Annotated in this window: 12 protein-coding genes; 5 read left to right on the forward strand and 7 right to left on the reverse strand. The window is 43.6% G+C overall.

Annotation, left to right across the window (positions count from 1 at the left end):
• The first annotated feature begins 103 nt into the window (after positions 1 to 103).
• The 3 genes from ACL6C3_RS06015 (at position 104) to ACL6C3_RS06025 (ending at position 3,635) form a co-directional block, all read left to right on the forward strand.
• Positions 104 to 1,015 (forward strand): FHA domain-containing protein, encoded by a 912-nt coding sequence (locus tag ACL6C3_RS06015; RefSeq protein WP_413166197.1) that lies wholly within the window; start codon positions 104 to 106, stop codon positions 1,013 to 1,015.
• A 76-nt stretch (positions 1,016 to 1,091) separates the two neighbouring features.
• Positions 1,092 to 2,660, forward strand: a complete 1,569-nt coding sequence (locus ACL6C3_RS06020; RefSeq protein ID WP_413166199.1) for a phytoene desaturase family protein — start codon at positions 1,092 to 1,094, stop codon at positions 2,658 to 2,660.
• A gap of 105 nt (positions 2,661 to 2,765) precedes the next feature.
• Positions 2,766 to 3,635, forward strand: a complete 870-nt coding sequence (locus ACL6C3_RS06025; RefSeq protein WP_413166200.1) for a leucine-rich repeat domain-containing protein — start codon at positions 2,766 to 2,768, stop codon at positions 3,633 to 3,635.
• Positions 3,636 to 3,679: 44 nt separating this feature from the next.
• Here the strand turns inward: ACL6C3_RS06025 and ACL6C3_RS06030 are convergent, their stop codons facing one another.
• The 6 genes from ACL6C3_RS06030 to ACL6C3_RS06055 all read right to left on the reverse strand — a co-directional run bounded on the left by ACL6C3_RS06030 (position 3,680) and on the right by ACL6C3_RS06055 (position 10,318).
• The gene (locus tag ACL6C3_RS06030; RefSeq protein ID WP_413166202.1) at positions 3,680 to 3,883 is read right to left on the reverse strand and encodes a hypothetical protein; all 204 of its coding nucleotides are present in this window, start codon (positions 3,881 to 3,883) and stop codon (positions 3,680 to 3,682) included.
• 208 nt (positions 3,884 to 4,091) lie between these two features.
• On the reverse strand, positions 4,092 to 5,837 hold the full coding sequence (locus ACL6C3_RS06035; RefSeq protein ID WP_413166204.1) for a trypsin-like peptidase domain-containing protein: 1,746 nt from the start codon (positions 5,835 to 5,837) through the stop codon (positions 4,092 to 4,094).
• A 478-nt stretch (positions 5,838 to 6,315) separates the two neighbouring features.
• Positions 6,316 to 7,209, reverse strand: a complete 894-nt coding sequence (locus ACL6C3_RS06040) for a pentapeptide repeat-containing protein (RefSeq protein ID WP_413166205.1) — start codon at positions 7,207 to 7,209, stop codon at positions 6,316 to 6,318.
• 60 nt (positions 7,210 to 7,269) lie between these two features.
• Entirely contained in the window at positions 7,270 to 7,911 is a 642-nt protein-coding gene (locus ACL6C3_RS06045; protein ID WP_413166207.1) for a hypothetical protein, read from the reverse strand.
• A gap of 315 nt (positions 7,912 to 8,226) precedes the next feature.
• On the reverse strand, positions 8,227 to 9,837 hold the full coding sequence (locus ACL6C3_RS06050; protein ID WP_413166208.1) for a B12-binding domain-containing radical SAM protein: 1,611 nt from the start codon (positions 9,835 to 9,837) through the stop codon (positions 8,227 to 8,229).
• Between the two features lie 181 nt (positions 9,838 to 10,018).
• On the reverse strand, positions 10,019 to 10,318 hold the full coding sequence (locus ACL6C3_RS06055; protein WP_413166210.1) for an RNA recognition motif domain-containing protein: 300 nt from the start codon (positions 10,316 to 10,318) through the stop codon (positions 10,019 to 10,021).
• Between the two features lie 267 nt (positions 10,319 to 10,585).
• On the opposite strand from ACL6C3_RS06055, the gene ACL6C3_RS06060 reads away from it, so the two are divergent.
• Positions 10,586 to 11,653 carry an AI-2E family transporter gene (locus tag ACL6C3_RS06060; protein WP_413166211.1) on the forward strand — a complete coding sequence of 356 codons (1,068 nt, stop codon included), beginning with the start codon at positions 10,586 to 10,588 and terminating at the stop codon, positions 11,651 to 11,653.
• A gap of 120 nt (positions 11,654 to 11,773) precedes the next feature.
• Here the strand turns inward: ACL6C3_RS06060 and ACL6C3_RS06065 are convergent, their stop codons facing one another.
• On the reverse strand, positions 11,774 to 12,040 hold the full coding sequence (locus ACL6C3_RS06065; RefSeq protein ID WP_413166212.1) for a hypothetical protein: 267 nt from the start codon (positions 12,038 to 12,040) through the stop codon (positions 11,774 to 11,776).
• A gap of 310 nt (positions 12,041 to 12,350) precedes the next feature.
• On the opposite strand from ACL6C3_RS06065, the gene ACL6C3_RS06070 reads away from it, so the two are divergent.
• Positions 12,351 to 13,889, forward strand: a complete 1,539-nt coding sequence (locus ACL6C3_RS06070) for a hypothetical protein (protein WP_413166213.1) — start codon at positions 12,351 to 12,353, stop codon at positions 13,887 to 13,889.
• The last annotated feature ends 11 nt before the right edge of the window (positions 13,890 to 13,900 follow it).

Here is a 13,900-nt window from a genome sequence, read left to right on the forward strand (position 1 = left end):
CGCGCCTTCCAATCTCCAAAAACCCAGTGTCTTTTGTCAATCTGTTGTGAAATTGCAACACACTCCTCACCTATTGATTCTTAGTGAAGGTGGCAAAAAGTATTTGCCACTTGTTGGTAAAAACTATTGGACATTGGGCCGCAGCGATGACAACAATTTTGTGATCCGCGATCGATGGATATCTCGTAATCATGCGATTTTCCAACGTATGGAAAGCGGCGAGTTTTATTTAATCGACCTCGGAAGTCGCAATGGTTCCTTTGTAAACGGTCGCCGAGCAACCATTCCGGTAACGTTGGAAGATGGCGATCGAATTATCTTTGGTCAAACGGAGATCGAGTTTCACTGTCCATCGAACCGACCCGAAGTTGACGAACCGGAACCGGAGTCGGAAGACTTCACCGCCACGCTGACGGTGCGCCGTTTAATCTCGGTGATGGTCATGGATATCCGAGACTTCACAGTATTAACGCGACAGCTAGATGAACGCTTACTCTCGGAAGTGATGGGGCGCTGGTTCCGCGAAGCCGGCGATATTGTCCGTCAACACGGCACCTGGGTAGACAAATACATTGGCGACGCCATTATGGTGGTTTGGTTTCATGGGGCGCAGGGGGTGAGTTCCCAAGAAATGCTACAAATTTGTAATGCTTTGAGAGCCTTACACCAGACGACGGAAGCCATCAGCAACGCCTATCCTCTGCCCTTCCCGTTGCGGGTGGGTGCGGGACTGAATACCGGCTATGCAATGGTCGGAAATACGGGCGGAAGCGGCAATTCCGATTATACGGCCTTGGGAGATACGGTAAACGCGGCGTTTCGACTGGAATCTTCGACCAAACAACTGGGGATGGATATCGCTTTGGGCGAAACTACCTACAAATACCTCTCTCAGTTACATTCAGACAATACCTTTGAACAGCATACCGTTCATCTCAAGGGTTATGATAGCCCCACCATTACCTATGTCTCAACGTTTGCCGGTTTAAATAAGTTCCTCGACCAGCTAAAGTAATCAAAACCCAACTCGGGTTAAACTCAGGTCTGAGATATCTTTTCAACTCCTAACTTTTATTGTGAGGCCATCCAACGTGATCGATCAAACATCTCCTGGAACTCAAACAACAGAAGTCGTCGTCATCGGGAGTGGAATCGGCGGTTTAAGCTGTGCGGCAATACTCGCCCGTTACGGGGTGGCGGTGACGGTTTGTGAAAGTCATACCATACCGGGTGGGGCGGCGCACGGCTTTGAACGCAACGGCTATATCTTCGACTCCGGGCCGTCTTTGTATTCGGGGATGTCCTACAGTCCCTCGACGAACCCGTTAAAACAAGTTCTCGATGCGATCGGCGAGGATATTTCTTGGAAAACCTACGACGTCTGGGGCTGTCGTTTACCCGAAGGTGATTTTGATACCTCGGTGGGGGCGGATCAGTTTTGTGAGGTCTTAACGCGCTTGCGGGGGCCGGAAGCCGTGAGACAGTGGCGGGAACTTCAGCGGGTGATGGCCCCGCTAAAAGATGCGGCGATCGCTTTACCGATGGCAGCCATGCGCTATGATTTGGGTGCAGTGTTGACTTTGGGTCGGTTTGCCCTGCCTTTATTGCAAAGTGTTCCCTACGCTTCTAAACTGACGGGATCATTCGGCCCGATCATGGATGAGGTGATTACCGATCCCTTTATCCGCAACTGGTTGGATATGCTCTGTTTTTTGTTATCTGGACTGCCTGCGAGCGGCACCAGTGCGGCGGAAGTGGCGTTTATGTTTGCGGAGTGGTACAGACCGGAGGTGGTGTTAGATTATCCCGTAGGCGGCAGTGCGGCTTTGATTGAGGCGATGGTCCGGGGACTGAAAAAGCACGGGGGCGATCTCAAACTCGGCGCCCATGTCGAACAGGTTTTGGTGGAAAATAATCGGGCGGTGGGCGTGCGTTTGCGGGGCGGCGAGGAAATTAAAGCGTCTTTGGCGGTGATCTCTGCGGCTTCGGTTTGGGATACGCTGAAGTTGATTCCGTTGGGGGCTTTACCGCAGGAGTTTGTTAAAGCGCGATCGCAGACTCCCGAATGTGAGAGTTTCATGCACCTGCATCTGGGCATTGACGGGACGGGTTTACCGGAGGATCTCGCCTGTCACTATATTACGGTGAATGACTGGGATCAGGGAATTACTTCGCCTCTGAATTTGATTGTCATGTCTATTCCGACGGTTTTAGATCCTTCTCTGGCGCCGCCCGGAAAACACGTTATTCATGTTTATACGCCCGGAAACGAACCCTATGACATCTGGGAGGGGTTGGATCGTCGCAGCCCGGAATATGCCCAACTCAAGGAAGAACGGGCGGAGGCGATGTGGCAGGCTTTGGAACGGGTGATTCCCGATGTGCGATCGCGGTGCGAGGTCACGTTGGTGGGGACTCCCCTCACCCACGAGCGCTTTTTGCGCCGTCACAGAGGCTCCTACGGCCCTGCAATTCCTGCCGGACAGGGAACCTTTCCCGGCCCTCAAACGCCGTTGGCGGGGCTGCTATGCTGCGGAGATTCAACGTTTCCGGGGATTGGTTTGCCTGCGGTGGCGGCCAGCGGGATGATTGCCGCCAATACGCTGACGTCGGTTCAGAAACACTGGCAAATGTTGGATGATATCGGTTGTGGGGTTTGAGGGAAATTGGGGTTTGCTTTGAGAACTCTGATGGTAGAATAGCAAGCGGTAAATTTACCAAGAATAAAAGCTGTAAATTGAATTCAAGGTGTGGTGTTTGAAATAATGTTGCAAAACCATTGGGTTCGAGTTTTCCGGGGTGTAAGAACGGTTTTTGGCTCGGTTGTTTTGGGGAGTTTGAGTGTTATTTTGAGTTGGGGAACGGTGCAAGTTTCTACTGTTGCTCAGTCTGATTCTTTTAACAGTTTTGCAGAGTGGTGCGGGGCGAAAGACAGTCTTTCCCCAGAAACTCAAAAAACGATAGAGGTGTTATTAGTTAAAGCTGGAACTCAAAATTGTCGGGATGCCGAGGTGTTTCTAGCGTTTGCTTCCAGTCTGAATCTAACCGCCCGGGGGATTTCCGATCTTAGACCTCTTTCCGGTTTTACCAAACTGAATCGGCTCATTCTCCATCAAAATAATATCACAGATTTAACTCCTTTAACGGGTTTACCGGAGTTAAAAATTTTATATCTGGCGGGAAATCAGGTTTCGGATCTCAAACCGCTTGCTTCGATGTCGGGGTTGAATCAGTTGGTGCTGCAAAACAACAAAATCTCGGATATTAGTCCACTTTCTAGTTTAACCAATCTCAAACTTCTTTATCTCGGTTTTAACCAGATTTCCGATTTAAAGCCTTTATCGGATTTGAGGAATTTGACTGAGTTATCGATCCCAGGAAATCAAATTTCGGATATTGATCCTCTATCGAGTTTAACAAATTTGACTGAACTCAATCTCAGTTCTAATCAGATTTCTGATGTGGGTCCTCTAAAGCCTTTAACTCAACTTTCTGAATTGAATCTCAATGGAAATCGAGTGTCTAACGTCACACCCCTGAGAACGTTACCCAATTTAACGGAGGTTTATCTGTTTGGAAATCCGGTTGAATCTCAGGTTTGTCCGCAAAATAAAGATGCTTTGTGCTTTCTTTAAATCAGCGGAAAAACCGAACAAGATTGCTAGAGAAAAACTTCTGATTAAGATCGAGCCATTCGCAGTATTTCCCGAGATTCTTGCTTTACTAAACCATCAATGGCTGCATTTTGGAGTTTAATAAAAGCTTCAAAATCTTCTCGACCATATTTGGTGGTTTGTAGAAGGTTTCTTAACTGTTTTTCTGTTTCTAAAGTTAGATAACCCGCATCGAGCGTTTTTTTGACTAGCTCGTTTATAACACCCATTTTGTCTCGAATCTCCTAACCGTGAGAAAGCTTGTACTCATCTTACCTCAAGTACATTACCATTCTACTCGCAATATAAACAACTGTTTATCCCAGACCGTATAACTTGTATATAGGCTTCCTAAAGAATTGTTAATCCGAATTGAATTGATTTGGAATTGAATTGATTTGGAATTGAATTGATTTGGAAAATTAGGTTAAAAATCAATTAAGGTTTTTTCCAAATTTTCACCTGACCATCCCAACCCCCGCTAACGATAGTTTCTCCATCGGGACTGATATCCACCGTATTAACATAGCTAGAATGACCGGTTAAATTCCCTTTTAATTGACCGGTTTCCAGATTCCAAAGTTTAACGGTTCTATCCCAACTTCCGCTAACCAAAGTGCGATTATCTGCACTGATCACCACTGACCAAACTCCATCGGTATGACCGCCGATCCGACGAATCGGTTGAGCGGTTTGGAGTTCCCATAAAGCAATTGTACCATCTGCACTGCCACTGGCTAAAATTTTTCCATCGGGACTAATTGCCAGGGATAAAACCGGGAGGGAATGACCTTTTAAAGAGTGAATTAATTCTCCGGTTTCGAGATTCCAAATTTTAATCGTATTGTCTTTACTTCCACTAGCTAAAATTTTTCCATCGGGACTAATGGCAATAGCGCTGACCAGTTGTTGATGTCCGACCAGGGTATTTAATAATTCTCCGGTTTGTACATCCCAAATCATAATCATATTATCCCAACTTCCGCTGGCTAGCTTGCGACCATCGGGAGTAAATTCTACTGATAAAACGGCGTTGGAATGTTCGTTTAAACTGTGTAATAATGGCAAAGTCTCGGTATTGATTGCGGTGGTTAAATCCCACAGTTTGATACTGCCATCATCGCTGGCTGTGGCTAAAATTTGACCGTTGGGACTGACGTCAATTCCATTAATTGAACTGTTGTGACCTTGCCAGGTTTTCCGCAGTCCACCCGTACCTAAATTCCAAACGGAAATGCTGCCGTTACTATTGCCAGTAATCGCGTAAGGGGGTACAATTTCTACAGAAAGAATCTCCCCGGATTTTTCCTCTAAACTGGTCGCCAAAGCGTAGGTTTGATTGGAATTAGAAATACTGGTATTTACTGGTGGAGTAGCCGGAGGTAAATTTGGGGCGCTTTGAGGCGGAGGAGAAGGGGGTTCGGCAACCAAACGTTCGGGAACTGTGGGTAACGTTGTCGCCTGTCGCCATGCTAAAAATTCCTTAATTTCGATGCCGGCTGAGACAATTTGATCGGGGTTAACGCCCAACTGAACAATGCCATTAATTCCGATTACCTCTCCGGCTTCATTTAACACCGGGCCGCCACTCATTCCACTTCTGACTAAATTGTTGTATACTAAAGTATATCCTTGGCGAGGTTCCTGTCGATATTCTACGGTTCCTTTTGTACTCAAAAATAATCGATTTCCCAGGGTACTCGCCGAACGGGGCCATCCGGCAACATAAACCACGCTTCCCTCATTTACACTTGCTGTATTGGTTAATTTAGCGAGGGGATAACGTTGGGAAGTTTGAAAGGGAACGACAGCAAGATCGAGTCCGGGAAGTTGACGAATTAGACTATAATAAACCTGATGACGTTGACCGTCGGGGGTCACAATTTCGTAATCCCCCGCTTGACTAACAACGTGCCAATTGGTAAGAATATAATAGGTGTTTTGTTGTTTTTCAATGATTACCCCTGATCCGCCTCTCGGCCCCTCAATTCTCACGGTAATTTCACTGGCAATTTTATTAATATCGGTGGGGGTTAATGCAAGCTGTTGGGGAGAATTAGATGGGTTATAAATTTCCTCTCTGGCTTCTTGACTCCAGACGGGAAAGTTGAGAACGAGGGTAAAAGTGAGTACAGTTGAACTCAGACTTTTAGAGAGTGTTTTCAATAGGTTTTGGCTGATCATCTTGAAATCAAATCTAAAAATAAAAAGCTTCTGAACAATTGTTGTTATCTAACTAAAAAGAATTATACTTACTCTATCAGGTGGGTGAAATCAAAACCGGATATTTTTAATGATTAACCTGTAAATTGTCATTTCCTACTCCTAATTGTAACTCGGTTGGGTGGGTGACATGAAAACCGGACTTTTTAATGATTAACCTGTAAATTGTCATTTCCTACTCCTAATTGTAACTCGGTTGGGTGGGTGACATGAAAACCGGACTTTTTAATGATTAACTTGTCAATTGTCACCGCCTACTCCTAATTGTAACTCGGTTGGGTGGGTGACATGAAAACCGGATATTTTTAATGATTAACCTGTAAATTGTCACCGCCTACTCCTAATTGTAACTCGGTAGGGTGGGTGACATCAATAAATTTGGGGTTTTCATCACTAACTTATTAATTGTCACCCACCCTACTAAGGGAAGTTAGGCGACTTAAGGTTTATCCCTGGCATAATTAATTGCACCCTCAAGTTCAGTTTCTCTCAAATCTACATGAGTGAGATTTGCACCTTCCAAATTGGCTTTATATAGATTCGCTCCTCTCAGGTTAGCATAACTCAAGTCTACCCCTTCTAGATTGGCTTGTGTCAAATTTGCACCCCGAAAATTGGCGCCTCTAGCATCGGCGTGATAAAGATTAGCTTTAGTGAGGTTGCCAAATCGAAAATCGGCTCGAATTAAATTCGCTTCAATTAAATTAGCATGAAATAGATAAGACCCGTTTAAATGAGCATCCATCAAATTGGTTTTGTAGAAGTTAGTCCGGTAGAGATAAGCAGCAATTAATTCGGCTTGATGAAGGTTGGCATTGTTGAGATTAGCATCGCAAACCGTAGCCGAATGTAAACAGGCTTTTCTGAGGTTAGCACGTCTCAACTGAGCGCCACTTAAATCGGCTTGTTTGAGGTTAGCATAGGTGAGATTGCTACTAATTAAATTTCCGCCACTCAAATCGGCATCTTGTAAATTAGTATAGCTCAAATTAGCACTAATTAAGTTAGCTTCGCTCAAATTAACGCCGATTAAATTGGCATAACTGAGGTTAGTTCCGGTTAGGTCAGCCCGGTGAAAATCTGCGTTTTGAAGTTGGGCTTGATGTAAATTTGCACGGGTCAGATTGGCCTGAGACAAACAAGCGCCAATAAGTTGAGTTTGAGTAAGATTCGCGCTTTTGAGATGAGCGAATTTGAAATCAATTCCCGTGAGATTAACACCGGTGAGGTTGGCTTCATTTAACTCCGGTTCGATGTCGGGATGGCTGTTTCTCCAAGCTTTCCAAAGATTTAGATCTCGTTTTAATAGGGCAAGATGTTCGACGTTAACCATATAAATTTGTGAAAATTGGCAGAAAAAAATAGAGTTCAATGTCCTCTATTTTCAAAAAAATTATTCCTCATTTTTTGGGGTATTCCTAGAACGACCCGAAACGTTTTCTAGGGCTTCTAAAGCGGCTTGAGAACCCGCCAAAATATCCCGTTCTTCCCCTCCGAGATAAAGCCGTCCAAAACTCCCCACCGCTTGAACTTGCAGGATATTAATTAAAGCGGCTTTTTCGGCTTCATTGGCGGCTAAAGCGGCATAGGCGGCGGGTTCCACTTCGAGAACATACAGGGTTTGACTGGAAAGCAAAAGCTGTCCCCGACGATTTCTGTTAATTAATTGAGCCTGGTGGGGATCAATATTACGAATAATTTGACTGGAGACAATTCGAGGTTTTAGGCGGTCGCGTTCTTGGACACCCAAAGCATCTAAAATTGCCCGTCCTGCGGTGACGGTATCGCCCTGACGACTGGAATGAATTTCTAATAGTCCATAGAGGCGTTCAACGAATAGAACACCCGGACGAACGGAGGTTGATTTGAGTGCAACATCGGTAATGCGATTAATTTCAATTCCCGGTGAAATTTCAATCCATAAAGAAGCGTCCCCAGGTAGGGGCAAAAATCCGAGCGCCACTGTTCCAATATAGGCGGCGTGTTGAGATTGTAAATTGTCTAGATAGACATAACTGCGTAATTCTACACCCAAGACTGAACTCTCCGTTTAGGGGGCTGTTAACGATCAAATCATATGATATCCGGTTGATTAATGCCTGTTCTGGGGCGGGGCGGGTTTATCTCAATCTTTGAGTAATCGTAAAGATATTGTCGAACCCGCCCCTACATCACAATTATCGATTAGTCGGATATCATATCACTATCAACCCATTATGCCAGACTTGAAAACGATAATCTACTCCATTAAGAATAAATTATTTTTTTGGCGACCGTCGGGGGTGTATTGACGGATTTTTTCCCAATAGAGATATAAAAATATATCACAAATTGAGAGGAATTTTCACGCTTAAGGAAGTGAACTTAAGGCGGTTTCCGGCTGAGAAAAATCCGGTTCGGTGTTCTCAGGTTGATCGAGTTGGGCGGTTTTTAGGGCGATAAATTCGGCGAGTTGAGCTTCAATTTGTTCGCGAACGGCTTGGCGATATTCGAGGAAATGTTCGTTGTGGGCGCAAAGGGTGAGATAATGTTCCCAAACTCCGGGATTGTGTTTGAAAATGCCAAATAAATGATGCCAAAATTTCCACCGAGTCCGACGTTTAAAGCCCTGTCGCCAAATCACAATTGCCAAGGCTTTTAAATCGGCTAATTCTGGAGTTTTAAAGGGGGCTTTGCAGGGAGAGGGAGCGAGTTTTAAGAAACAGCGATAAACCCGATCTAAATACCGTTCGGGTTCGTAGAGTGTCCAAAATGCGGTAATATATTCTTGGGCAATTTCTTCTATGGGACGGGTGGGAAGAAAGTTCATCAAACTGGTTTGATTGATGTCTTGTTTGGAATCTAAAAGCAAACGGTTTTCTGTTTCTAAACGGTTCCAAAGGGCGGTATTGGGTAAGGCTTGCAACATTCCAAACATTGCAGTGGGAATGGCGGCTTGTTCAACAAACTCAACAATGCGTTCACCCGCCCCTTTTTTTTCCCCATCAAACCCAATAATAAATCCGGCCATTGGTCGCAATCCCACGCGCATAATTTTATCGATAGAATCGCTCAAAGAACTGCGAGTATTTTGATATTTTTTCGTCAGTTTTAAGCTGGCTTCGTCGGGGGTTTCTATTCCCAAAAATACCGCATCAAAGTTACATTTTACCATCAAATCCATCAATTCGGAATCGGCGGCTAAATCGATAGAAGCCTCGGTATTAAATCGAAAGGGATATTGATGTTGGGCTTGCCAAACTTGCAGGTCTTTTAACAACAGTTTAACGTTGCGTTTGTTGCCGATAAAGTTATCATCAACCAAGAAGATTCCCCGACGCCAACCCAGTTCGTAGAGAAGATCCAATTCTGTTAATAATTGGGCGGGTGTTTTGGTGCGAGGTTTGCGACCGTAGAGGGTTATAATATCACAAAATTCGCATTGAAAAGGACATCCTCGGGAAAATTGAACGGACATCGAATCATAAGCATCGAGTTCTAATAAATCATAACGAGGAATTGGGGTGATCGTAATATCGGGTTTTTCTGAGGCGCGAAAGATTCCCGAAGTTTCGCCTTTTTGCAAAGCATCTACAAACAAAGGAAGTGTAATTTCTCCCTCATCTAATATCAGAAAATCCGCCCCGGCTTGGACAACTTCTTCGGGTACTGACGTGGGATAAGGACCGCCGACGGCTACTAATTTTTGCCGTTTTTTTGCTTCTTTAATTTGAGCGATTAAATCCATTTTTTGAACGATCATCGCCGAGAAAATCACCAGATCGGCGCTTTCCCATTCCGCCTCAGTTGCGGCACGAATATTGCGATCAACCAGGGTAAAATTCCAATTTTGAGGTAAAATTGCGGCTACGGTAATGAGTCCCAAAGGAGGAAGTAAGACTTGGCGATCAACCAACTCCAAAATTTTATCGTAAGACCAAAAAGTTTTCGGAAATACGGGATAAATGAGTAAAACGTTCATGGCTATAAAATTTCCCAAAATTCACAGTAATTTGGACTTACAATTTTAATCTTTCAAGATAAAAATATGCCCTGAGTTTAGAAAAAACTTAAAAAAGATTGAATAAAAACAGGACAGAATCGATTCCCTGCCCTGCAATTTGATGAACTTGGGAATTCGGTTAAAATTGAGACTTTAAAGCTTAATAATCATTGGAATAGCGATCGCGCCGACGATTCCCCCCGAAAGAATTCTTATTTTCCCGAGGTTTGGCTTTATTCACCTTTAAGTCGCGACCCATCCATTCAGCGCCGTCCAAGACTTCGATAGCGGCTTCTTCTTCGGAGTCCGAACCCATTTCCACAAACGCGAAACCTCGGGGGCGACCCGTTTCGCGGTCGGTGGGGATACTAATGCGCTGCACGGAACCGTATTCGACAAATACTGATTTCAAGTCTTCTTCTGTTACCTCGTAAGCGAGATTACCAACATAAATGGACATACATAATCTCCAAAGTTGCATCACATTGAGACTGTAGAGAGATTTCGGATCTCAAGCTGACTCCGATCAAACAGAACAATCAATTTCTACTCAAAGCAGAAACGAGAACCCGTCCCTAATCTCGAAGGCTATTGTAGCACGGGGAGTTGGGCGATGGGATTGGGAGGCAATTTTTGACGGTATCGGTGTTAAAAATCAAAATAGGCGAGAAAACAGTTAAAAGAACCATTAAGATATCAATTCAGTACCCTCTGTTTTTACAGGTCTATGAATTCAACTCAAAAATTACCTCGTTGGTTTTATATCGGGCTGGCTTTTCCGTTGTTGTTTTTAAATGCTTGGTTTTTGCTGTTGTTGTTTAAGTATTTGCAACCGATTCCCGGGATTGTATTAACCGCCAGTTTGATTGCATTTTTACTCGAATATCCGATTGTTGTTTTAGAACAGCGAGGGGTGCCGCGAGAAATTGCGATTACCGGGGTGATTTTGCTGGCTTTGGTTTTATTAGGACTTTTGGTGTTTGTTTTAAGTCCTTTAGTTTTTCAACAATTGCTTGAATTTGTCAATCGTTTACCGGCTTGGCTGGAGGAAGGACGAAAACAATTGGATACTCTCGATGAACAGACGGTTTTGCAATATTTACCGATGGATATTAGCGATTTAACGGCTCAGATTAGCAGTCAAGTTACCCGGACGTTTAAGGCTCTGACGGCTGAGATTATTGACTTAACGTTAAACACGATTAATAGTGCTTTAAATCTGATTGTAACGGTTGTACTCACGATTCTTTTGGTTCTCAATGGCGAGAAACTTTGGGACGGAATTTTAAGCTGGCTCCCCAGTGAATTGAGCCGTCAAATTGAGTTAACGGCTCAACAAACCTTTCGCGGCTACTACGCCGGACAAGCGATTTTAGCGTTAATTTTCAGTGTGGCTTTATCCCTGGCTTTTTTAATTCTAAAAATTCCTTTTTGGTTGTTGTTTGGGTTTGGGATTGGTTTATCGAGTTTGATTCCGTTTGGGGGAACCTTTGCCATTTTAGTGATTAGTACGTTACTGGCTTTACACAATGTATTTTTAGGTCTTAAAGTGTTGGTGACGGCGTTGATTATTGGTCAAATTAATGAGAATGTAATCGCCCCCCGTTTAATTGGGGGAATTACCGGACTGAACCCGGCTTTGGTGATTGTTTCTTTATTAACGGGCGTCAAAGTTGCCGGGGTTTTGGGTTTACTTTTGGCTGTACCTACGGCGAGTATCATTAAGAAAACCGCTGATAATATTCGAGGTTTGGGAGAGGTTGAACCGTCGAATTTGCTAGAAAAAGCCGAATGATTAAAGCCGGATATTTTGGCTCTAATCAAACAGCTTGATCAAGCTTAGAGGATGGATCGTCAAATGCTCGTATATTCAATTTTTTTGAGTATTATGGATTGGGAACCGCAGAAATTGAGATTAATTTAAGCGGGGTTTAATGGCTGGATGACTACTCAAATAGTTGAAATTGTCACTCGCAAAATCGGGTAGAAATCGAGGATGATAGAGATTTTGAGGGTCGAGGTCAACGGGAACTTGAAAATCCGGTTGGCTTTGGCTAATTTTCCGATCTATTTTCTGAGGGGACTCAACAGGAAAAGTTTTTGAGGAGTCGGTTTCAGAAGTTTTCTGTACGGGCGGAAAATGCAGCGTCAGAAAAGAGGGAATTGACGATAAAATATTCATATCTCAATCTCCTTGTCATCCGACGGTAGGATGCACTGAGTTTTCGCAGAAAGTTTAACCTTTCTGTTGTTTGCTCAGTAGAGGTTTAGAGTCGGAGCTAATGCAGTGGTTGACCTCAAGAAATAGCTCCTCGTTTTCATCACTCCCAGCATAACTTACCGGGTGTCTCCTCACAAGTGTTGCTCAACTGCATCAGTTCAAATGGCTGATATCTATAGATAAAATGCAGTCTAAAAGCAGACAGGAGGTGAGTGAAGCTTATACATTTGAATTCGCTTTGTACTCCTTTTGTTGTGGGAAACATCAAGTTATGCCTGATTTAAGAAGCCGGGGTGTGACAGCATCTTATTTACATCAACACCGCCCAACATCTACCTCCATGAGTCTATATAATAAAAATCCCGTGTTTATGGGTGTCTTGTCGAGATATTGGAAGATGTTCCGAATTCATCCAGCTAGTGACACGGCGGGATATCAAACTGATGGGATTACACTAGCACAGGAATTTTTGGAACAACAACTGATTAAATCTGAACATTCTCCCTCAGGAAAAGAGCCTTTTGAAACTCTACTTTTGAGTTATTTTAAAGCTCAAAATTCCCAAATTGATTTAGAAACTCGCGCTTTAGCAGGACTGTGTTTGCGCTGTGCGGTTTCCGAACCGATTTTGAGAGCTTGTCAAAGGATTGAACGTTTATTTGCAGGAGGAACAAGTTTTAGCTATCGAGATTTATTACCTTTTGTTTTGACTGATGATGGTCAAAGTTTGATTGTCTTCGACTCCGACGAGAAAACTCAATTAATTTTGCAGGAAGACGGAAGTCTTTGTTTGAATAATTATCCGTTTTTCTCGGTGGAAATTTTACAAACTTTTCGGGCTGATTCCGGCAACAATATGAGCCTGAAAAACTGGGTTTATTTTAAAACAAAACAGCACCCGGAACTGAAAAACTTTTTATCCGACTACGGATTTCAAAAAATTAGTGATTGGGCGCTGTTAAATCGAACCAGATCGGCACAACTCGAACAACTTTCAACTCGCGATCGCCTTTTAGTCGAAGTGTTTCATGGAGTCTACCGTCGCGATCGCCGTCAACAAGCAAAAGGAGCAAAAAAGTGTCCTGATCCCGGTTCTAAGCAACTGCAAGAAATGATTAGTAAACTTCAAGAAAGTGAGGTAATCATTAGCAGCGAAGCTCAACTGTTAAAAGATCTTAAACAAGTTGCAAAACAACTGAGAAAATATGAAGTTTGGAGCAACAGACAACCTCTAGAAGTCTATAATAGTGAGAAGGAACAATATGAAATTCGCTCTGATATTCGGCAGGAATATGAACCGCAAGTTGAAATTGAGCAGCAGGAACTCCTGGAGTTCTTACACCAGCAACTCAGAGCGATTTTAACCGAAGCCATTCGGCAAGAAGTTCAGCAGAAGATTCAAAAACTCAAAAAGAGTCGAAAATATGCGGAAAAAGCTTCTGAATTTATTCCGGGTTTGCGACTGTACTATGTAGAAGGAATGTCGCTCAAAGACATCGCTCCGGTATTGGAAATGAGCAGTTGGGATCAAGCCAGAAGAATTTTAAATCCCGGTGAACTTTTAAGCAAAATCCGAACCATTACGGTTGAAAATCTTCTGGAAAAAGTCTTAAATAAAGCCCACAAAATGGGTTTAACTTCTCTCCCCCCCAAAGCCGACTATTTAAACTTACTAATACAGGCGGTTGAAGCCTTTGCAGATCAAGAAGTTTTTCGGGCGGCAACGGAAGAAATGCGAACCGGAAAAAACCGTTCTTTCAAGAGCATTTATGCTCAATATCTACGAGCTTATCTCAGTCAAATTATCTAGCTAATTGGAGT

Source organism: Capilliphycus salinus ALCB114379, from assembly GCF_047276495.1.
GTDB lineage: Bacteria > Cyanobacteriota > Cyanobacteriia > Cyanobacteriales > Microcoleaceae > Capilliphycus > Capilliphycus salinus.

Coding starts and splice junctions, on each gene's coding strand:
- ACL6C3_RS06025 (WP_413166200.1), top strand. CDS start 2,766: ATGTTGCAAAACCATTGGGTTCGAGTTTTCCGGGGTGTAAGAACGGTT.
- ACL6C3_RS06030 (WP_413166202.1), bottom strand. CDS start 3,883: ATGGGTGTTATAAACGAGCTAGTCAAAAAAACGCTCGATGCGGGTTAT.
- ACL6C3_RS06035 (WP_413166204.1), bottom strand. CDS start 5,837: ATGATCAGCCAAAACCTATTGAAAACACTCTCTAAAAGTCTGAGTTCA.
- ACL6C3_RS06040 (WP_413166205.1), bottom strand. CDS start 7,209: ATGGTTAACGTCGAACATCTTGCCCTATTAAAACGAGATCTAAATCTT.
- ACL6C3_RS06050 (WP_413166208.1), bottom strand. CDS start 9,837: ATGAACGTTTTACTCATTTATCCCGTATTTCCGAAAACTTTTTGGTCT.
- ACL6C3_RS06055 (WP_413166210.1), bottom strand. CDS start 10,318: ATGTCCATTTATGTTGGTAATCTCGCTTACGAGGTAACAGAAGAAGAC.
- ACL6C3_RS06060 (WP_413166211.1), top strand. CDS start 10,586: ATGAATTCAACTCAAAAATTACCTCGTTGGTTTTATATCGGGCTGGCT.
- ACL6C3_RS06065 (WP_413166212.1), bottom strand. CDS start 12,040: ATGAATATTTTATCGTCAATTCCCTCTTTTCTGACGCTGCATTTTCCG.
- ACL6C3_RS06070 (WP_413166213.1), top strand. CDS start 12,351: ATGCCTGATTTAAGAAGCCGGGGTGTGACAGCATCTTATTTACATCAA.